The sequence below is a fragment of the Tardiphaga sp. OK246 genome, from assembly GCF_900188215.1.
Taxonomy (GTDB): Bacteria; Pseudomonadota; Alphaproteobacteria; order Rhizobiales; family Xanthobacteraceae; genus Tardiphaga; species Tardiphaga robiniae.
Window position 1 is genome coordinate 1,389,248 of sequence record NZ_FZOX01000001.1, and the last position, 19,953, is coordinate 1,409,200.

The 19,953-nt window shown below is 61.5% G+C and carries 14 protein-coding genes and 1 pseudogene; 9 read left to right on the forward strand and 6 right to left on the reverse strand.

Going from position 1 to position 19,953, the window contains the following annotated elements; translation table 11 throughout:
• Window positions 1-100 precede the first annotated feature (100 nt).
• From ssuD to CHC01_RS06780, 4 genes and pseudogenes are all read left to right on the forward strand, one after another.
• Window positions 101-1,258: an FMNH2-dependent alkanesulfonate monooxygenase gene (gene ssuD, locus CHC01_RS06765; RefSeq protein WP_089263465.1), complete on the forward strand. Its 1,158-nt coding sequence runs from the start codon at window positions 101-103 to the stop codon at window positions 1,256-1,258.
• Window positions 1,259-1,276: 18 nt separating this feature from the next.
• A complete protein-coding gene (gene ssuC / locus CHC01_RS06770; RefSeq protein ID WP_089263466.1) occupies window positions 1,277-2,083 on the forward strand; it encodes an aliphatic sulfonate ABC transporter permease SsuC in 807 nt (268 codons plus the stop codon).
• Window positions 2,084-2,322: 239 nt separating this feature from the next.
• Window positions 2,323-2,967 (forward strand): annotated as a pseudogene (locus CHC01_RS06775) (ATP-binding cassette domain-containing protein); the annotation flags it as partial.
• A gap of 25 nt (window positions 2,968-2,992) precedes the next feature.
• On the forward strand, window positions 2,993-3,595 hold the full coding sequence (locus CHC01_RS06780; protein ID WP_089263468.1) for a flavin reductase family protein: 603 nt from the start codon (window positions 2,993-2,995) through the stop codon (window positions 3,593-3,595).
• Window positions 3,596-3,677: 82 nt separating this feature from the next.
• On the opposite strand, the gene CHC01_RS06785 is transcribed toward CHC01_RS06780, so the two are convergent.
• From CHC01_RS06785 to CHC01_RS06795, 3 genes are read right to left on the reverse strand one after another with little or no spacing between them, the layout of a single operon-like run.
• Window positions 3,678-5,903 (reverse strand): CHASE2 domain-containing protein, encoded by a 2,226-nt coding sequence (locus CHC01_RS06785; RefSeq protein ID WP_089263469.1) that lies wholly within the window; start codon window positions 5,901-5,903, stop codon window positions 3,678-3,680.
• Between the two features lie 10 nt (window positions 5,904-5,913).
• Window positions 5,914-7,221, reverse strand: a complete 1,308-nt coding sequence (locus CHC01_RS06790) for an HlyD family type I secretion periplasmic adaptor subunit (RefSeq protein ID WP_089263470.1) — start codon at window positions 7,219-7,221, stop codon at window positions 5,914-5,916.
• On the reverse strand, window positions 7,218-8,876 hold the full coding sequence (locus CHC01_RS06795) for a type I secretion system permease/ATPase (RefSeq protein WP_244558257.1): 1,659 nt from the start codon (window positions 8,874-8,876) through the stop codon (window positions 7,218-7,220). Before CHC01_RS06795 ends, CHC01_RS06790 begins: the two co-directional genes overlap by 4 nt.
• On the opposite strand from CHC01_RS06795, the gene CHC01_RS32950 reads away from it, so the two are divergent.
• Window positions 8,866-9,045 carry a hypothetical protein gene (locus tag CHC01_RS32950; protein WP_244558261.1) on the forward strand — a complete coding sequence of 60 codons (180 nt, stop codon included), beginning with the start codon at window positions 8,866-8,868 and terminating at the stop codon, window positions 9,043-9,045. The two genes, CHC01_RS06795 and CHC01_RS32950, sit on opposite strands and share 11 nt — an antisense overlap.
• Before the next feature lie 96 nt (window positions 9,046-9,141).
• Here CHC01_RS32950 and CHC01_RS06800 read toward each other — a convergent pair whose 3' ends face one another.
• The gene (locus tag CHC01_RS06800; RefSeq protein ID WP_089263472.1) at window positions 9,142-14,115 is read right to left on the reverse strand and encodes a cadherin-like domain-containing protein; all 4,974 of its coding nucleotides are present in this window, start codon (window positions 14,113-14,115) and stop codon (window positions 9,142-9,144) included.
• Window positions 14,116-14,562: 447 nt separating this feature from the next.
• Between CHC01_RS06800 and CHC01_RS06805 the strand changes: the two genes are divergently transcribed.
• A complete protein-coding gene (locus tag CHC01_RS06805; protein ID WP_089263700.1) occupies window positions 14,563-15,363 on the forward strand; it encodes a transglutaminase-like cysteine peptidase in 801 nt (266 codons plus the stop codon).
• 44 nt (window positions 15,364-15,407) lie between these two features.
• On the opposite strand, the gene CHC01_RS06810 is transcribed toward CHC01_RS06805, so the two are convergent.
• Window positions 15,408-17,096: a methyl-accepting chemotaxis protein gene (locus CHC01_RS06810; RefSeq protein ID WP_089263701.1), complete on the reverse strand. Its 1,689-nt coding sequence runs from the start codon at window positions 17,094-17,096 to the stop codon at window positions 15,408-15,410.
• Between the two features lie 245 nt (window positions 17,097-17,341).
• Between CHC01_RS06810 and CHC01_RS06815 the strand changes: the two genes are divergently transcribed.
• Both CHC01_RS06815 and CHC01_RS06820 read left to right on the forward strand, forming a co-directional pair.
• Window positions 17,342-18,184: an SDR family NAD(P)-dependent oxidoreductase gene (locus CHC01_RS06815; protein ID WP_089263473.1), complete on the forward strand. Its 843-nt coding sequence runs from the start codon at window positions 17,342-17,344 to the stop codon at window positions 18,182-18,184.
• Between the two features lie 17 nt (window positions 18,185-18,201).
• Window positions 18,202-18,711, forward strand: coding sequence for a cupin domain-containing protein (locus CHC01_RS06820; RefSeq protein ID WP_089263474.1), 510 nt, complete (start codon window positions 18,202-18,204; stop codon window positions 18,709-18,711).
• Here CHC01_RS06820 and CHC01_RS32955 read toward each other — a convergent pair.
• Window positions 18,692-19,003, reverse strand: coding sequence for a hypothetical protein (locus CHC01_RS32955; RefSeq protein ID WP_089263475.1), 312 nt, complete (start codon window positions 19,001-19,003; stop codon window positions 18,692-18,694). The two genes, CHC01_RS06820 and CHC01_RS32955, sit on opposite strands and share 20 nt — an antisense overlap.
• A 150-nt stretch (window positions 19,004-19,153) precedes the next feature.
• On the opposite strand from CHC01_RS32955, the gene CHC01_RS06830 reads away from it, so the two are divergent.
• A complete protein-coding gene (locus CHC01_RS06830) occupies window positions 19,154-19,927 on the forward strand; it encodes an SGNH/GDSL hydrolase family protein (protein WP_089263702.1) in 774 nt (257 codons plus the stop codon).
• Window positions 19,928-19,953 lie beyond the last annotated feature (26 nt).

The following is a 19,953-nucleotide window of genomic DNA, read 5'->3' on the forward strand; positions in this document are numbered from 1 at the left end:
CGCGCGTCGCTATTTTCCCAGGCCACTCGACAGACTTATGTCATGACACCATCCTCTCGCGATGCCGCAATGGTCGCCCGATGCGAGAGAGACGTCGCCGATGAGTAATCCATCCAAAGCCAATGTTCTCTGGTTCCTGCCGACCCACGGCGATGGACGCTATTTGGCATCGACCCATGGTGCGCGCGACATCGACTTCAAATATCTCCGTCAGATCGCGCAGGCCGCCGATCAGCTGGGCTATTTCGGCGTGCTGCTGCCTACGGGGCGCAGCTGCGAGGATTCATGGGTGGTTGCATCCGCTGTGGCCCCGTGGACCGAACAGCTTCGCTATCTCGTGGCCGTCCGGCCGGGCCTGCAATCGCCGAGCGTCGCCGCGCGCATGACTGCAACGCTAGACCGTGTCACCAACGGTCGCCTCCTGATCAATGTCGTGACTGGCGGCGATCCCGTCGAGAACAAGGGCGACGGCATTTTCCTGCCGCATGACGAGCGCTATGCCGTCACCCGCGAATTCCTCAACGTCTATAACGACCTGCTGGCCGGCAAGACCGTCAATGTCCAGGGCAAGCATATCCAGATTGAAGACGGTCGCCTGATATTCCCGCCGGTGCAGTCGCCGCGCCCGCCGCTCTATTTCGGCGGCTCATCGGATGCCGGCATCGATGTCGCGGTGGACACCGTCGACAAATATCTCACCTGGGGCGAACCGCCGACGCTGGTCGCCGAGAAGGTTGCGCGCGTCAAGGCTGCTGCCGAAAAGCGCGGTCGCAAGCTGTCTTTCGGTATCCGTCTTCATGTGGTCGTGCGCGAGACCAACGAAGCCGCATGGAAGGCTGCCGACGAACTCATTCAATACGTCACCGACGACGTCATTGCCAACGCGCAGAAGACATTGGCGCGGCAGGACTCCGTCGGCCAGCAGCGCATGATGCAGCTGCATGGCGGACGTCGCGACAAGCTCGAAATCAGCCCGAACCTCTGGGCCGGTGTCGGCCTCGTACGTGGTGGCGCCGGTACGGCGCTGGTTGGTGATGCGCAGACGGTGGCGGCGCGCATCAAGGAATATCAGGACGTCGGCGTCGATACATTCATCATGTCCGGCTATCCGCATCTAGAGGAGGCCTATCGCTTCGCCGAGCTCGTCTTTCCGCTGCTGTCGCTGCAACAGCACGACAACGTCACATCGCTACGCACGCGCACCGGCCCGGTCGGTGAAATCGTTGCCAATGAGCATCGCGCGCAGAGCGCCTCGTAATTCCGACAGGCACCCATCATGAGCATTGTTGAAATTCTTCCCCGCGTTCGCAGCTTTCGCCTGCCGCGCATCGATGGTCTGACTCAGTGGATCGTGCCACTGGTTATCCTGCTCGTCTGGCAGGCCGCTTGCGTGACCGGTTACGTGCCGGCGCGGGTGATGCCGGCGCCGACCGATGTCGCCTTGGCCGGGTGGAAGCTGCTGATCTCGGGTGAACTCGCCCAGAATATCTGGGTGTCGTTCTGGCGTGCTTCCGTCGGCTTCCTGATCGGCGGCAGCATCGGCTTTGCCTTCGGTCTGGCCAACGGTCTGTCCCAGCTCAGCAGCAAGCTCACGGATACGACGCTGCAGATGGTGCGCAACGTGCCGCATCTGGCGCTGATCCCGCTGGTGATCCTGTGGTTCGGCATCGATGAATCGGCCAAGCTGTTCCTGGTCGCGCTTGGCGTATTCTTCCCTATCTATCTCAACACGCTGCACGGCATTCGCACGGTCGATCCGCAGCTGATCGAGATGGGCCGCATCTACGGCATGCGCAACAGCGAACTGTTCCGCCGCGTGATCTTTCCGGGCGCGCTGCCATCGATCTTCGTCGGCGTGCGCTTTGCGCTCGGCATCATGTGGCTGACGCTGATCGTGGCCGAAACCATCGCGGCCTCGTCGGGCCTTGGTTACATGGCGATGCAGGCGCGTGAATTCATGCAGATCGACGTCGTGGTGCTCAGCATCCTGATCTATGCGCTGCTGGGTAAGGTCGCCGACAGCGCCTCGCGCGCGCTGGAACGGCTGACATTGTCCTGGCACCCGGCTTTTCAGAAACATTGAGCGAAATTCGGAAGCGAGAATTTGAAATGACCGCGCAACAGTCCCTTCGCCTCAGCCATGCCGATGCTCAGGTCATCGATGCGCCCGTCGATTTCGAACAGGCCCTCGCCACGCAAGCGCGGCGTCCGGCCGAGCAGAAGTCCCGTGGTCTGTCGCTCACCATCCGCGGTCTCCGCAAATCCTTCGGCAGCAATGAAGTGCTGCGCGGCGTCGATCTGCATATTCCTGCCGGCCAGTTCGTGGCCATTGTCGGCCAGAGCGGCTGCGGCAAGAGCACGCTGCTACGCCTGATCGCAGGCCTCGACGCGCCGACCGCCGGCACGATCAGCTTTGGCGAGGAAACCCGCGCGGAGGACATCCGCGTGATGTTTCAGGAACCGCGCCTGTTGCCATGGGCCAGCGTGCTCTCGAATGTGGAAGTTGGCCTGGGGACCGACCGGACATCGGCCGATGCCAAGGCGCGTGCCGAAAGTGCATTGACGGAAGTCGGTCTCGCCGAGAAGCGCGATCAATGGCCGTCCGTGTTGTCTGGCGGCCAGAAGCAGCGTGTCGCGTTGGCGCGGGCACTGGTCAGCCATCCGCGTGTGCTGGCGCTCGACGAGCCGCTCGGCGCACTCGATGCGCTGACGCGTATTTCGATGCAGCAACTGCTCGGCCGCGTGTGGCATGACCAGACCTTCACCTCGATTCTCGTGACGCATGACGTGTCCGAGGCCGTGGCGCTGGCGGATCGCGTGCTTGTGATTGAAGACGGCCGCATCGCGCACGACATCAATGTCGATATCGCCCGGCCGCGGCAGCGCGGCTCGGCAGATCTTGCGGCGCTGGAAGGTTCGATCCTGCGCAATCTGCTCGGCCCGGGAGCCGACGCCACTGGCTTGTGAGACTATTGTGACCTGCGAGGCTGCCATGAATTCCGTCGTTCGTAACATCACCGTCGATCGCGAGATTTCTTCCGATCGCGAGGTCTCTTCGCAAGAATTCCGTGGCGCCATGCGGGTGCTAGCCGGCGGCGTCGGTGTGATCACCGTCGGGCGTGGCAAGGACATCACCGGCATGACGGTGACATCGGTCTCGTCGCTGTCGGTCGAACCGCCGACGCTGATCGTCAGCGTCAACAGGGAGTCGTCGTCCTGGCCACTGCTGCAGCGCTACGGCGCCTTCGGTGTCAACATTTTGTCGGCTGATCAGCTCGACGTGGCCGAGCGATTTTCGGGCAAGGGCGGATTGAAGGGCGCAGAACGTTTCGTTGGCGCGCAATGGGTTACCCGGGCAACCGGCGTGCCGCTGCTGGCCGGCAGCCTTGCGGCAATCGACTGCGACGTCGAGGAAGTCATCGAGCGCCACTCCCACGCCATCGTCATCGGCCGCGTCCGCGATGTCATCACCTCGGTCCCGCACACCGCGCTGACCTATTGGGACGGGCAATATGTGGCGATCGACCAGAACGAAGATAATCTGAAGCTCGCCGAAGTCAGCGTGCCCAGCATGCGGGCACTGCGCGAAATCTGATCCATAGATTGTAGGGTGGGTTAGCGCAGCGTAACCCACCGCCGGTGGCGCAATACGCTTTGCTATTGTGCCCTACGTGGGATTACTTCGTCAGCAATGCAAACGAGCCGTTCCAGTCCGCTGGTGGCGGGGTCTCCTGATAGGCGCGGATGCGCTTCTCATAGAGATCGTAGAGCTTCTCGAGCGCATTCGCGACATCGGAATTGCGGCCGCGCTCGACGGCGTACAGTGCGCCGTCCCAGTCGCGACTACGATAGCAAGCCAGCATTTCGATGGTCAGGTTGCGCAGCGTCTGGAAGCGCTCCGAATGCGTCACGTCCTCACGTCCGGCGATGGCGTAGATCACTTCCGGTTCTTTCTTGCCCTTCACCATGATGAAGTCGAGTTCGAGAATGGCGAACTTGTCCTTGACGGCGAGCGCGGTCTTCGAGCCGACGATGATCGGAAAGCCGTATTCCTTTGACTGGCCTTCGAGACGCGAAGCCAGATTGACGCTGTCGCCGAGCACCGAATAGTCGAAGCGCAGATCCGATCCCATATTGCCGACGACGCAGATGCCGGTATTGAGGCCGATGCCGACATTGATCGGGATATAGACGTGGCCGCCGTTCTCGGCCTCGGTCTGGCGCAGTCTGTTCAGCGCGTCGATGCGATCCAGCATGTCGAGCGCGGCGTGGCAGGCATTGATCTGGTGCTGATCGTCGTCGAGCGGTGCATTCCAGAACGCCATGATGGCGTCGCCCATATATTTGTCGATGGTGCCCTTGCGATCGAGGATTGCATTGGTCAGCGGCGTCAGGAAGCGGTTCATCAGCGTGGTCAGGCCATGCGGATCGTGCTTGTAGGATTCCGAGATCGTAGTGAAGCCGCGTACGTCCGAGAACATAATGGTCATCTCGCGTTCCTCGCCGCCGAGCACCAGTTTCTCCGGCGACTGCGCGAGTTGAGCCACCAGCGCCGGCGACAGATATTGGCTGAAGGCCGAGCGGATGCGGCGGCGCTGCGCCTGCTCACGTACGAAATTGCTGAAGATGAGCGTGAGATAGATCAGCGTCGTCGAAAGGAGCGGATAGGTGAAGTCGATCAGCAGGCGATGCTGCGTGTAGAAGTACCAGGATGTACCGGCGAGCAGCGCCGCAAACACAGCGCCCATGATGATGAGGGTGACGGGCCCGAACATCGGGGCGAGCCAGATCACGATGATGCCGAGAATGATCGCAATGCATAGTTCGGCGCCACGCGTATAGGCGGGTTGCGACAGCACGGTCTTCGTGAGCGCGCTCTCCAGCACCTGCGCATGAACCTCGACGCCGGGAATCACCGCGTCGAGCGGTGTCGTTTTGGTGTCGAGCAAGCCGACCGCCGAGGTGCCAATCAGCACCAGATGCCGTGCGATCATGCCGGGTTGCACCGTGCCATCGAGCACGTCGGACGCCGACACATAGATACTGGGATCGCGCTTGGCGAAATGCACCCAGATCCGTCCTTCGCTGTCGGTGGGAATCTCCAGACCCTTGACCGCAATGCTCTTGATGCCGGCGCGGTCGGATTTGATCAGGATCGTGTCGGTGCCGGTGATGGCGCGCAGCATCTCGAAGCTCAGCGACGGCATGACTATGCCTTGCGCCTGCATCATCACGGGCACGCGGCGCACGAGACCGTCGCGCTCCTGACTGATGGTGAACAGGCCGCGTCCCATGGCTGCCTTTTCCAGCAGATCGATATTCCGGATCAGTCCGGGAAACGCCAACATGAATGGCTGCGGATCGCCGCCGAGCATGGCCAATCCCGTCAGGGGCAGAGACTTGTCGAGTTCCGAAACGACATAGGGCAGGCCGGACTCGCCAAGCACCACGCGCCCGCGCCGGATGGCATCTGCCAGCACCTGATCGTTGCTGGGTAATGCTTTCAGCCGGATGCGCGTCTCCTCATCGAGCCCTGTAAAACTCTCCACCGCCAGCGCAGGATTCAGCCGGTCCGGTTCGGGGAATACGATGTCGAAGCCGGTCACGACGGCGCCGAGCTGGTTCAACCTGGTGACAAGTTCGGCGATACGCGTGCGCGGCCACGGCCACTGGCCATATTTTGCGAGGCTCTTCTCGTCGATATCCACGATGGTAACGGGCTTCGCCGTCTTCACCCGCGGCTGGATCACCTGATAGGTATCGAAGACTCGCAGCCGTAACTCCTCGATGGCGGGTGGGTCAGCGATGCGCAGCAATGCGAGGCCAAGCAGTAATACGACACAGAACGCACGTGCCCAACCGAACCGCTGCGCCAGCCGTCTCACTCGCCGCATGCGCTTCATGGGTGCAGGGTCATTTCTCGCGGAAGGCGCGCATCAACTGATCGCTCAGCGGCTTGGCGAGATAGGACAGCATGGTGCGGTCGCCGGTCTGCACGAAGGCTTCGACGGGCATGCCGGGGATCAGGCGCACATCGCCGAGCTTGGCGACTTCCGATGCGGGCATCGAAATCCGGATCGTGTAATAGCTCTGCCCGGTGCGCTGATCCGTCGTCGTATCCGGCGAGACGCGGCTGACGGCGCCGTTGAGCTCAGGCGTGGTGCGCTGGTTGAAGGCAGAGAGTCGCAGCAGCGTCTTCTGGCCGATCTGCAGCTTGTCGATGTCCTGTGGATTGACCCGGGCTTCCACTGACAGATTGTCGGTCTGCGGCACGATCAGCATAATGGCGTCGCCCGCGGTGATGACGCCGCCGATCGTGTGCACGCTGGATTGCAGCACCATGCCGTCCTGCGGTGCGCGGATGTCGATGCGCCGCAGCTGGTCCTCCGCAGTGACCTTGCGTTCGACGAATTCGCCGATCTTGTCATTGGTCTCGCGCAGATCCTTGGAGACTTCGCTGACCAGGTCCTTGTCGATCTGGAAAATCTGCAGCTCGATCTCGGTGATCTTGCCCTTGGCCTGAGCGCGGGCGGCGATGAACTGCGCGCGCTCGCCGGCGAGGCGCGCGGCGTCGCGTTCCAGCACGGTCAGGCGCGAGATCTGCACCAGTTGTTGATCGAACAGTCCGCGGACGCCGACCAATTCCTTTTCCACGAGCGCGATTTCGCGCGTCTTGGCAGTCTCCTGCGCGGTGAGGCCGGCGATCTCCTCGTTGAGCTGCGCGATGCGTTCGCGGAGCTGCTGCTTCTGGCCGACGCGGCCGGTCGAGCGCACATTGAACAGCTTCGTTTCGCTGGCGATGACATTCTTCACGTCGTCATCTGCGATCTGCTCGATAAGCTGCGGTGGAAACGCAATACGATCGACGCCGCGCTGTTCGGCTTCCAGCCGCGCCGCGCGTGCCCACAATCCGTTGAGGTTCTTGGTGACGATGGCGAGGCCGGCTTTGGTGACGGTGTCGTCGAGACGCACGACGACATCGCCGGCTTTCACCACGTCGCCGTCACGCGCGCGCACTTCGCCGACGACGCCGCCGGTCGGGTGCTGCACCTTCTTGACGTTGGAATCGACCACCACTGAGCCGGGCGCGATCAGGGCGCCGGAGATCTGCGCGGTCGATGCCCAGCCGCCCAAACCGCCTGCGAGCACGAGCACAACGACGAGGCCGATAATGAGGTGGATTCGGATCGAGCGGCGCGATCCTATCAGCGGCGCAGTCATGGCTTGGCTACTCCGCCGTCGGCGACGATCTTGATCGGCTGTGCTGCCGGGCGCTGCAGCACCTGACCCAGCACGGTCTCCTTCGGCCCAAAGGCCTGCATGCGACCATCCTTCAGCACCAGCAGCATGTCGACGCCTTCGATGCCGATCGGCCGGTGTGCAACCACGATGACGATGGCGCCGCGCGTACGGGCCGCGCGCACGGCCTTGGTCAGCGCTTCATCGCCTTCGGTATCGAGATTGGAATTCGGTTCGTCCAGAACGATCAGGAACGGATCGCCATACAGCGCGCGCGCCAACGCGATGCGTTGCGCCTGACCGGCGGATAGAACGCCGCCGTGATCGCCGACCTGCGTATCATAGCCCTCGCGCATGCCGACGATGAGGTCATGGACGCCGGCCTGCCTTGCCGCGGTGATGATATCGTCATCCTTCGCATCGGGATCAAAACGGCAGATATTGTCGGCAATGGAGCCTGCGAACAGTTCGACATCCTGAGGCAAATAGCCGATATGGCGGCCGAGATCGTCCGGCGCCCATTGGTCGAGCGCCGCGGCATCGAGCCGGACATGACCGCGCACCGGCTTCCAGACGCCGACCAGTGCGCGCAGCAGCGATGACTTGCCGGAGCCCGACGGTCCGATGATGCCGAGGCCGTTGCCGGCCGCGAGTGCAAACGTGATGTCGCTGACCGTGATCTTCTGCTCACCCGGCGGTGCTATGCTGACGCCTTCGATCGTCAGTTTCTGCGACGGGTTCTGCAGCTGAGTAACAGCCGCCTGATCCGGCAAGGCGTATAGAAGCCCGTTGAGCCGATGCCAGCTCTGCCGGGCGGTGACAAAACCCTTCCAGTGCGCGATCGCCAGATCGACCGGCGCCAGCGCGCGGGCGCTGAGGATCGAGCCCGCGATGATGATGCCGGCGGTGGCTTCCTGATTGATCACGAGATAGGCACCGACGCCGAGCACCGCCGATTGCAGGATCATGCGCATGACCTTGGCGATGGCACCGAGACCGCCGGCCACATCGCTGGTGCGCTGGTTGCCGGCCAGATAGGTCTCGTTGGCCTCGCGCCAGCGTTGCGTCAGACGTCCGGCCATGCCCATCGCGACGACGACTTCGGCATTGCGCCGGCTAGCTGAAGCGATGCCGCTGCGACGAGCGGCAAGTCCGTTGGCCTCGCGCGCTGGTTCGCGGGTCATGATTTCCGTGAGGATCGTCAGGCCCACCAGCAGAACTGCGCCGACCAGCGCGGTAACGCCGATCATCGGATGAAACGCAAAACAGATCGCCAGATAGAGCGGCAGCCAGGGCAGGTCGAACAGCGCGCTCGGTCCCATGCCGGAGAGGAACGAGCGAACGTTGTCGAGGTCGCGCAGCGGCTGCAGGCCTTCGTTGTGCCCGCCGGATAGTAGCGGCAGTCGCACCACGGTCTGGAAAACGCGGGGGCTCAGCGCCTCGTCGAGCGAACTGCCGATCCGCACCAGGATGCGCCCGCGCAGCAGGTCGAGCACGCCTTGGGCGACATAGAGGCCGCCAGCCAGGATGATGAGACCGACGAGGGTCGGCACGCTGCGGCTCGGCAGCACGCGGTCATAGACCTCGAGCATGAAGAACGAGCCGGTCAGATACAGGATATTGATCATGCAGCTCATCAGCCCGACGCCCAGAAAGGCGCCGCGGCAGGCCCGCAAGGCATCGCCGAGCTCGGTCCGCGCCGGCAGGCTGGAGGTTCGTGACAGGCCACGCTGCATCGTCAAACCTTTGCGGATCGCATGGATCGATGGTCGTCAGGTGCTGCATACCACCCGAGCCCTGATCTAACGGCCATTATGCCATCATCGGAACGATTTGTGCAGGTGGTCCATTAGGGACAGTTAATGGACCAGTCGGCCAGTGCCGAAATCCCTCCGCACGGGATCAGGCATGCAGAATGAAGTCGTTTGCAGTGAGCTGGCTTTTGACCACGTCCTGAAGCAGAATCGTGTTGGTCTGCACCAACGCGTCGGGCGCATCGAGATGGATCAGCGTATCGTTACCGACCTGGGTGGCGTGCGCATCGAGCCAGGCCGTCAGAGTGCTGCCAGTCGTCGGCGCATTCGGCATGTGGAGATCGATCCGGTCTTCGTCTGGCTTGAAATCCGTGATCGTATGCTGGCCCTGATTGTTCGCGAAGACAAACTGATCCTTGCCAGCGCCTCCGGTCAACGTGTCCTTCAGATAAGTCGCAAGAATGACGTCCTTGCCGCTGGTTCCCTCGAGAACAATCGAAGCCGAGTCTGACAACGCAACGATGAAATTCACCGAGTCTGATGCGCCATCGCTATCGGTGACCGTAACCGACACCTTCTCCGTGGTCGGGGGGGCAGAGTTGCCGGGCGCATAGGTGACACCTTGTGCGAGACTCGCATTGATGGCGGCAAAGCTCTCGGAGTTGCCTCCGACGGGTGTCGCATGGCCCCAGCCTGTTGCGGTGGTGACGGTGAAATTCCCGTTTGAAGAGTCCGCATCTGCGACCGAAATTCCAATCAGTGTGATCTGGCCGGACTGGCTTTGCGAAAAAGACAGGTTTTCCGTCGAGATCATCGGCGCGTCATTGACCGGTGCAACGTCGAAGCTGACGGTACCCGTTGATGTCGCCGTGCCGTCGAACAGCGTGTATGTGAAGCTGTCGGCGCCATTGTAGTTCGCAGATGGATGATAGGTGATAATATTGTCGGCGAGCGTCACCGATCCGCCGTGGACGCTCGTTGTACTCACTGCGGTTATAGAGAGCGAGCTCTGGTTCAGGCCAGTGTCGTTTTGCAGCAACTGCTGTGCCGTCAGCGTCGTGCCGGTGTCTTCCCGGAAAGCGATCTGTCCCGGCAATCCACCTACTTCCTCGATGAAGACACGTCCGTTATCAAAACCCGGTTCGTCGTTCCATCCAAGATTTTGGGAGTCGGTGACGCCCTCGATGTGAATGTATTGTGTATTCGCGCCACCACCGCCATTCGGCTCGAGCGGAGCCCAGTGTGCATAGTTCAAGGGCGTGCCTGCCTCGGGGCCAGTCGCCCAGAAAAAATGTCCCGAGCCATTCGCATCGTCATGGCTCACGCCTCCGAGCCAGGCGCGATAGCCGGTGGCAAGCGGCCCGACAAAGTCCTGTTCGGATTGGCTTGTAATCGTTGCGAGATAAGCACCGTCCGCTTGAGCCGTCGCTTTTGCGACGCTCCAGCTCGATGCGGTTGTAACTAATCGATAATAGTGGCCGTTATCGATGTTCAGTAGCCAGCCGTCACCAAGCGAGGGCACCGCTGCGTTGAGGATGTGATCTTCATTTGCGATCGGCGCCGGATGCGTTAGTGTGCTGCCGCCACTGAACGCATCGCTCGTGCTGTTGAACAACGAGCCGTCATTAGCTTTGATCGAAAAAGTCGGCGTTTTGTTGCTGCCGTCCTGCACAAAACGGACGTGGTCAGCATTCAGCTCCGCTGTGGTGAAGCTCGTATCGGTCGTCCACGACCACTGCCCGTGGCTATAGTTGTAAGTTTCAAAATGACCGCCCTTCACATTGGAGACGGTGAATTTGAAACTGCTGCTGTCTGGATCGCAGACGCCGAAATTCGATGCGTGAAGCAGGACGCTGCCGCCCTGGTCCACGCTGAAGTGAGCGTTCACGATCTTCGGCGCGTCGTTGACCGGGATGAAGACCACGGTGCTGTCGACCGGATTGCTCAGGTGATTGGGTGTATCGGTGTGGTTGTCGTCGGCCGTGACGGTATATGACGGCGGAATCTCGCCGCCATCATGCGTGAAGATAACCCGGCCGGCCTTCAGGTCTGCGGTGGTGAAGTGATCGGTCTCGACCCAGCTGTTTCCCTGCTTGATCTTGAACACGCCGTGTTCGACGTCGGAGACCGTGAAGGTGAAGCTGTTGTCGTCGGGATCGTTTACAAGGAAGTTCAGGCCGGTCAGGACGACCGTGGCGCCTTCGGCGATCAGCAGCGGTGCCGCGAGCATCTTGGGAGCGTCGTTGACGTGCTCGATCTCGATAGTGGCGCGGAAGGTGTCGCTGAGGTTATGCTCGCTTTGGCCGTCATTAGCCCGGATCGAGAAGCTCGCGTCGGACTCGCTGCCGTCATGCACGAATCGGACATGACCGGCGTCGAGGTCGTCCGAGGTGAATGTGGTGGTGTCGCACCAGTTGCCGCTCTCGGTCTGAATCTGGAACTTGCCGTGCCGGACCTGGGAGACGGTGAAGGAGAAGTCGTGACTGTCAGGGTCGACGATGCCGATGCTGGTGGCGGAGAGAACAGTGGTGCCACCCTCGCTCAAGGCAAACGAAGCGGATTTGATCGCCGGCCGGTCATTGGTGCCGGTGACGGTGATGGTTTCCGTCTGCGTGGTCTTGCCGCCCTGGCCATCGAAGATGTCGTAACTGACGGTGATAATCATCTTCTCGCCGGCAGCGAGATGATCGAATGCTTTATTTGCAGGATCGTAGGTCAACGACGTGCCGTTAAGCGACAGCCCTGCCGGAAGATCTGTTGATGAATCGTCGTTGCCGATCGTATAGCGCACGTTGTCGATCGACAGCGTTCCGCCATCCGGGTCGTTAACGCCTGTCAGGAGATCGACCGTGACGGCACAGTCGCCCTCGTTTGCCGCTGACGTGAGCGGCTTGTCGACGACAGGGGCAAGGTCCGAGAATTTGACAGTCTGAGTCGCTGTCGGGCTTTGGCTGTTCGGAGCTCCACTGCGGTCATCGACCTGGAGGTCGAATGATGGCGGGCCTCTGCCGTCGCTGATGAAGTGAACCCGTCCGTGCTGAAGGTCGGCCATGGTGAAGGTGATCGCCTGGCTCTCGGAGAGCGCTCGGAATCCGGCGAAGCGAAGAAGCTGGCCAGGCGGCGGATCGACGACGAAATAGCCGCCGCTCACATTGGTGACGGTAAATGTGAGGTCTGAGCCGACATCCGGGTCACTGATGGTGAAGCTCGTGGCGCCGAGCGTGACTTCTCCGCCCTGAGGCACTGTGAAGTTCGTCGATACGATCGTCGGCTGATCGTTCACGCCCGTAACCGTAATCGTCTCGGTCTGCGCGACGCTCGCCCCATGGGCGTCGATAACGTTGTAGGTGACAGTGATGGTCGCGGTCTGGCCTTCGCCGAGATAGGCAAAGGCGCTCGGATCGACATGCAGCGTCGTGCCGGTCAGTGTCACGCCGGTCGGTGCGGCCTGTTGTGCGGTGCCGCCATTCAGCGCGAACTTGACGTTGCCGACAGTCAATGTCGCCGTTTCGCCGAGATCGGCGTCGGATGCGCCGGCTAGCAGGTTGAAACTCTGCGCGCCGTCATCCTGGCTCGCTGCAGCGGTCAGTGCCGACAGCACGACAGGCGCATCATTGGAGCCATCGACCGTGAAGGTCAGCGTCTCATGGGTTGTGTCCGGCCCGGACTGGCTATCGAAGCCGATGGTGTAGACGGCCTTCTGCCCTGCCGCGAGGAACTTGAACGCTGCCGGGTCGTAACTGACATGGCCGGTTTGCGGATCGACGGTGATCAGCGATTTGAGGTCAAGCGATGTGGGTGTGCCGCTCGGGCCGCTCGCCGAAATGATATGCGCTGTGCCCGGCACATAGGGTGTCGCAACGTCGCCGCTATCCGGATCGGTGATCTGGACCTGATCCTTGATTTCAAAGCTGGTCTTGTCGACCGGCAGCATCACGACAACCGGAGCGACGGTGACGATCGGCGCGGTGTTGAAGCGCGTGAAGGTGACGTCGATCGGCGACGTGTTGGAGCCGTCGCCCTGCAGCTTGATCGGGACGGTGTAGGGCTGGTTCGGCAGAAGATCCGGAATAATGAATTTCAAGGGATCCGGACTGGTGCCGGAATTGGGATCGCCCGGAGATGAACCGCCGCCGGGTCCGCTGCGCGGATTGGCGTTTGGAACGTAGTTCGGGAAATAGGTCTGCAGCGTTTGCTCAATGATCGCCCGTGCGATCGGCGTCAGCGGATCGGCGATGCCTGTGGATGTATCGCCATTGCCGAGCACGCTGGTGACCTGACCGGCCGCATTGACGGTGCCGATCGCCTGGCCGCTGGTCTTGCTATACAGCACATAAGAGCCGGTCACGCCGTTGGGCTCGACCAGAACCTGGAATTTCACCGGCGGTGCGCCGCCCTGTCCGGGCACTTCGAAACCGATTTCGACCAGCACGGCGGTGCCGCGGATGCCCATCGTGGCAACCGGCGTATCGACGCGCATGTTGCCATGCTTGGCAGTTTCGCCGGCAACGAAAGTGATCGTGCCCTGCACGAGGCTGAGCAAGGATGAGTTCGCCGATCCTTGGGGATCGTAGACCATCTCGTTCAGCACCATGCGTGCATTGGCCGAGAGGCCAAACACGGTGCCATCGATGAAAGTCATGGTCAGCGATGAGTCTGCGCCAGCCTGGACCACGTCGCCCTTCTGCACCTGATCGCCGACATTGAGCATCACGGAGACGCCATTGCGGATCGCAGTCGCGCTGCCGGCTAGCTTGCTAACAGTACCAATGACTTGCGCGGCAGCATTGGCGCCGCCGCCGAGTTGCGCGACCTGCACTTCGCCGACAAGGGCAGTGACGAGATCGCCGGATAGCTGCGCGCCATCGGGCGACGACAGAGCTGCGCGCAGCGAACCCTTGAAATAGTCGGAGACGACGTGTTCGTGCCCGTCCTTGGACAGCACGAGATCGACGCCGGAGCGCTTGTAGTCGCCGGAGAACAGCAGGTTGGCATCCTGCACGACAATCGCGGAACCGGCCGTATGAGCGGAAAACGTATGGCCAATACTGCCGCCGCCAGCCGTTGGTTCGGCCGGAGCATCGCCAGATTGCGAAAATTCGAGTGGACCCGCGTAGTTCAATTTCTACCGCGCATGGTTATGGTTATTAATTAGCTAATTTGCGAGCCATGCATACCACCGCGGGGTGCAATGCGATAGTGGACGTCTGCGCATCACTTTTTCAAGCTATCGCCCGCTTTGTGAAATCATCCGGATACCACTGATCCATATAGTAAATTTTCGTTAACGATGTTCCGAGTTCAGGCTGTGTTCCCGGTTCCGGAAATCGACGTCGCTGGAACGAATGCGTGAGGTAATATAATCCCTCCCATACTAGCCTTTCGGCCATTTCGATAAAATTGTCGTCAAGCCGGTTAGCCCCCCTTCAGCCTGTCCGCGAACTTCGCTGACCCGGCTAACCCCTTTTAATCTCTTCGAAAATTAGCCGCCTCAAGATGGCCCCACAAATGATCCGGTCACGTGCGAGCAGCTCTGCTTGCCGATGCCCGGACAGACGGGGCGTCTATGATGTGGACTTCTGCTTTTGCGCGGGTGCGCTGCGCGTCTGTGCTGGCCTTGGGGCTGGCGATTTTCGCGGCACCCGCTGATCTCCTGGCCGGAACGGCCTTTCCTGACCAGGCGATCGACGCAGTCGAACGGCCTGCGGAGCCGTTTGGCCTCGCCACATCGTCGCTGCCGGAAGGTGAGCTCAAAGCCAAATGGCGCGGGGTGGAACGCGAGCAGGACGACGAGCAGCTTGCCGTCGAGCTTTGTGCCGAGACACCCGTCCGCTGCTCGCCTGAGGCCGCGAAGTTTTTGGATATCGTCGGTGATGCCAGTGCTCGCGATGGTCGCGCCCGCATGGGTGAGGTCAATCGCGCGATCAATCTGGCGGTTCGGCCCGGTGATGATCTTGTGCTCTATGGCGCAACGGATGTCTGGCGCTCGCCGCTGGCACTGTTCGCCATTGGTGCCGGCGATTGCGAGGACTATGCCATCGCCAAGTTCACCGCGTTACGTGCCGCCGGCGTCGCGGCCGAGGATCTGCGCGTTGTGATCTTGCGCGATACGCTGCGCCAGGAAGACCACGCTGTTGCGGCCGCCCGTCTCGATGGCCGCTGGTTCATGCTCGACAACCGTCGCATGGCGATGGTCGAGGACGTCAACATGAAGAACACCCGGCCGCTCTTCGTGATGGATCACAACGGCATCCGGCAATATGTCGACGCGCCGCTGCTGGCGGCTACGCAGCGTCCCGTTGCGGATGAAGCAGCTCTGACCACGCTGGCAAGCAATGCCAAAAAGACATCGGGCCGCCCCGCGCTGTAAGCGGAACGGCCCATATTGATCGAAGCTTCAGTCGGTCGCCTGATTTAGGCCGCGCGAACCTTGGTCAGGAAGTCCGTCACCGCCGATTGCAGCATGCTGGCCTGCCCGTCGAGCTCGCGCGCGCCGCTGAGCACCTGGCCGGCCGCTTGTCCCGTGGCGGAGGCTGCTGCGTTGACGCTGCCGATATTGGTGGCGATTTCGCTGGAGCCGGTCGCTGCCGCCTGAATATTCCGGGCGATTTCGCGGGTCGCGGCGCCTTGTTCCTCGACGGCCGATGAGATCGCCATCGAAATCTCGCTCATCTTCTCGATGGTCGCACTGATATTGCCGATCGCCGAGACGGCATCTCCGGTCGTCGATTGCATGCTGGCGACCTGCGCCGAGATTTCCTCCGTCGCCTTGGCTGTCTGGGTTGCCAAAGCCTTCACTTCCGAGGCGACAACCGCGAAGCCGCGCCCCGCTTCGCCCGCACGGGCGGCCTCGATGGTGGCATTGAGCGCCAGGAGGTTGGTCTGTGCTGCAATCGTGTCGATCAACTGCACCACAACGCCGATCTTCTCGGCTGCGCCGGACAGGAGCTGAACCGTTGCGTTGGTTCGGTCTGCCTCGCCGACGGCCTGCCGCGCGATCTCGGTCGATTGCGCGACCTGCCGCGAGATTTCCTCGACGGACGCGGTCAATTCTTCCGCTGCAGCGGCAACGGTCTGCACGTTGTTCAGCGCCTTCTCGGACGCCATGCTGACGCTGGCGACGCGATCGGTGGTTTCGCTTGCGGTGTTGGTCATGGACGATGCGGTGGCCTGCATTCCGGCCGCGGACGTCGCAACCGATTTCACGACGCCGTTGACGCTTTGCTCGAAGCCATCGGCAAGGCTGTTCATCGCCGACTTGCGTTCGGCGGCGACGCGCTGCTGGACGGCGACCTCTTCCTGCTCGAGGCCGTGCATGCGGATCGCGTTGTCCTTGAACACCTGCACCGTCGTGGCCATCGCGCCGATCTCGTCGCGACGGTCGGCGCCGGGAATCTCGGCTTCCAGCTTGCCGTCAGCGAGGTCCCGCATGCGGGTGCCGAGCTGGCTCAGCGGCCTTGTGATGCTGCGGGCGATGAACCAGGCGATCAGGCCGGCAACAACAGCGATACCGAGGATCGCTGTCGCCAGCGACCAGATGATCGGCGTCAGCTTCGCATCGAGATCGTCGAGATAGGCGCCGGTGCCGACGAACAGATTCCAGTCGGGCACGGCAACCGCATAGGAGAACTTGCGGATCAATTCGGTCGTGCCCGGCTTCATGTATTCGTAATACAGCGTGACATCGCCCTTGGCGGCGACGCCGTCGCGCAACTCGCGGGTCAGCGCACGGCCGTTGGTCGGGACGTCCAGCCGGTTGGTGCCGAACTGTTTCGGATCCGGCGTCACCAGCGCGATGCCGTTCATGTCATAGGAGAAGACGTAGCCGTTGCCCTTGTCATAAGTCATCGTGCGGGCGCGCTTGACGAATTCCTGGATCGCGGCATCCTTCGTCAACTCGCCGGCTGTCACTTGCTTCTGCAGACCGAGCGCCATGTTACGCGCCGTTTCGACGATGGCGAGAACCTGCTCCATGCGAGAGCTGCGCATCTCGGCGCTGACGAGACGCGTCGCCTGCACGCCGGCGAGGCAGAGACCGATCAGAGTGACGGTGACGAGAAGCCCGAGCTTGGCGGAAATCGGAAGGTTATTGAGCAGCTTCACGGAAAAGGTCTCCAGCAATCGCGAGCCATGCTTGGATGGCGGTACAATGCTGCACGATACGCAGTTGCGTCTTAGAACTTCCTTAATCGTAATTCTCGGGAGTCTCCGACGGTTGTGGCTTGGAAAGTTCGCCGCTTCGCCTGCAAATTCAGTGGACTGCGAGTCGCGCTGACTCAAAATACGCCTTGCGCGGGCGCGGATTCGGGGCGTCAAATGCTGACCATAAAAACAAATGGGGAAACGATATGGGGCGTCTCGACAACAAGGTCGCAGTCATCACCGGTGCAACGAGCGGCATCGGATACCGTACGGCGGAAATCTTCATCACACAGGGTGCGAAAGTTGTGATTGCCGGGCGTCGTGCGCCGGAAGGCAATGCGCTTGCTTTGAAGCTCGGCGCAAATTGCAGTTTCCGTCAGACCGACGTTACCGATGAAGCGCAGATGGGTGCACTGATCGGTCACGCGGTCGAGAAATTCGGCCGCATCGATTGCCTGTTCAACAATGCCGGCGGTCCGGCGCAAACCGGTGGTATCGAAGGCCTCGACGTCGATCGTTTCGATGCGGCGATGGCGACACTCGTACGCAGCGTCATGCTCGGCATGAAACATGCCGCCCCGCATATGAAGAAGCAGGGCTCGGGCAGCATCATCAACAATGGCAGTATTGCCGGCCGGCTCGCCGGCTACTCGTCCTCGGTGGTCTACGGCGCCGCCAAGGCCGCGGTCATCCATCTGACCAAATGCGTGGCGATGGAGCTCGGTGAGAGCGGCGTGCGCGTCAACAGCATCTCGCCAGGCGCCATTGCGACCGGAATCTTCGGCAAGGCGCTGGGACTATCGGTGGAAGCAGCCGAGCAGACGCCGGCGCTGATGCGCGAGGCATTCAAGGCTGCACAGCCGATCCCGCGCGCCGGTCTGCCGGACGACATCGCCCATGCCGCGGTGTTCCTCGCCAGCGATGAATCCTCTTTCGTCAACGGCAACGATCTGGTGGTCGATGGCGGTGTCACCGGCGGTCGTAACTGGAGCCAGCAGCAGCAGGGCTATGTCGCGATGCGCAAGGCGTTCGGCCAGGACAACGGCTGATGGGCAGGGAGCAAAGAATGTCCATCACATGCGATGCGATCGCGCCGCGGCTGCCTGAAGCCCGCTATGTGTCTGTTGCCGTTGCCGCAGGACTGATGTGTGCGATTGCCCTTGGCAAAGCACTTCCGGCGACAATGGACGCCTTGTCGATTGTTCTGGCGCCGCTTTGCGCCGTCAACGCTGGCTCCAGCGCCAATCCCGGCGATGCGGTGGAACTGATCACGTCGCATGCACTGCCGAATGTGCCGGGCAAGCGCGTGACCATTGTGCGCGTGTCCTATGGACCCGGCGGCTTCAGCGCGCCGCATCGTCATTCCGGCACGGTGACAGCCTACATCACCAAGGGAGAGATCCGCTCGCAGCTCGGCGGCGGGCCGGTCGAAACCTTCAAGGTTGGGCAGTCATTCTTCGAGCCGCCGGGCTCGACGCATCTCGTCTCGGCCAATGCGAGCAATACGGAGCCGGCCGAGCTGATCGCGGTGTTTGTGGCCGATGAAGGCGCGCAGCTTACGATGCCGCTGGACTAGTTGCGTTGATCGAGGCTGGCGTCTTTGGCATGACGCGTCCATGCCGTTGCAGAAAGGACAAGCCTGCGGCCGTCACTTGAACGACGGAGCCATGTCCGGCGATGTGCATGCGCGTGGCGAATCCACGGTCGATGCAGTCTTCCCACACCGTCAGTCGTGGGCACGACGTCCGCCACGCATCGAGCACGTCGGCATGGGATCTGGGTTCGCGCGCGATCCATTCCAGGAGATCAAGGATCAGGGGATCGAGGTTATGGGAATCGAGCTCGTGGGGATCAAGGTTCTGGGGCATGGCGCTGTCTGCCTCCCGCGATCGAGGCCGGCGCAATCCGCACCGCCTTGTGCTATCGATACGTATATAGGCACATAATAAGAACCGGGAGACATTCCATTGTCCAGAACTTTGCGAGTCTTGCTTGTCGCCGTGGCGACCCTTGCTGCCATGGCCAGTGCGTCCGTTGCAGTGCAAGCGCAGACCAAACCCAAGGTCACGTCGCTGGGGCCGGATTTTCCGAAGACCGAGATCTTCATCGGCAACAGCTTCTTCTATTTCAATAACAGCATGCACAGCCACGTGCTGGGGATGGTGCGAGCTGCCGATCCCGCCAACAGGATGAGCTATCAGGCGACCTCGGTGACCATCGGCGGCTCCGGATTCGAGTGGCATGATGTCGAGAGCTATTTCCGACCCAACGCCATCGCGTCCTATTCCTTCGACGATAATAACAACATCATCTTCAACAAGCGGGAGCGGCTGTTCGATGCTGCGATCATGATGGATTGCAGCCAGTGCCCGATCCATCCCAAGCTGAAGTCGGTCTTTACCGAATATGCGAAAAAGGATGCCGACATCGTCCGCGCCCATGGCGCGAAGCCGATCTTCTTCATGTCCTGGGCCTATGAAGACAAGCCGGAGATGACGCAGCAACTGGCCGAGGCCTATACGGTTGCCGGCAATGACAACAATGCCTTGGTGATTCCGGCAGGTCTGGCATTTGCGAGGGTGCGCGCGAAGCAGCCCGAGCTCAATCTGTACCAGCCCGACAGGCGTCATCCGAGCATGGCAGGCACCTACCTTGCGTCCTGCGTGGTCTTCACCGCGCTGACGGGCCGCTCGCCGGTGGGCAATCTGTATCTCGCAGGTCTCGATGAAGCGACTGCGAAGATGCTGCAGACGGCAGCATGGGAAACGGTGCAGGACTATTACGGGAAGTAGGCCGCCAGCTTCTCCCCGTCATTGCG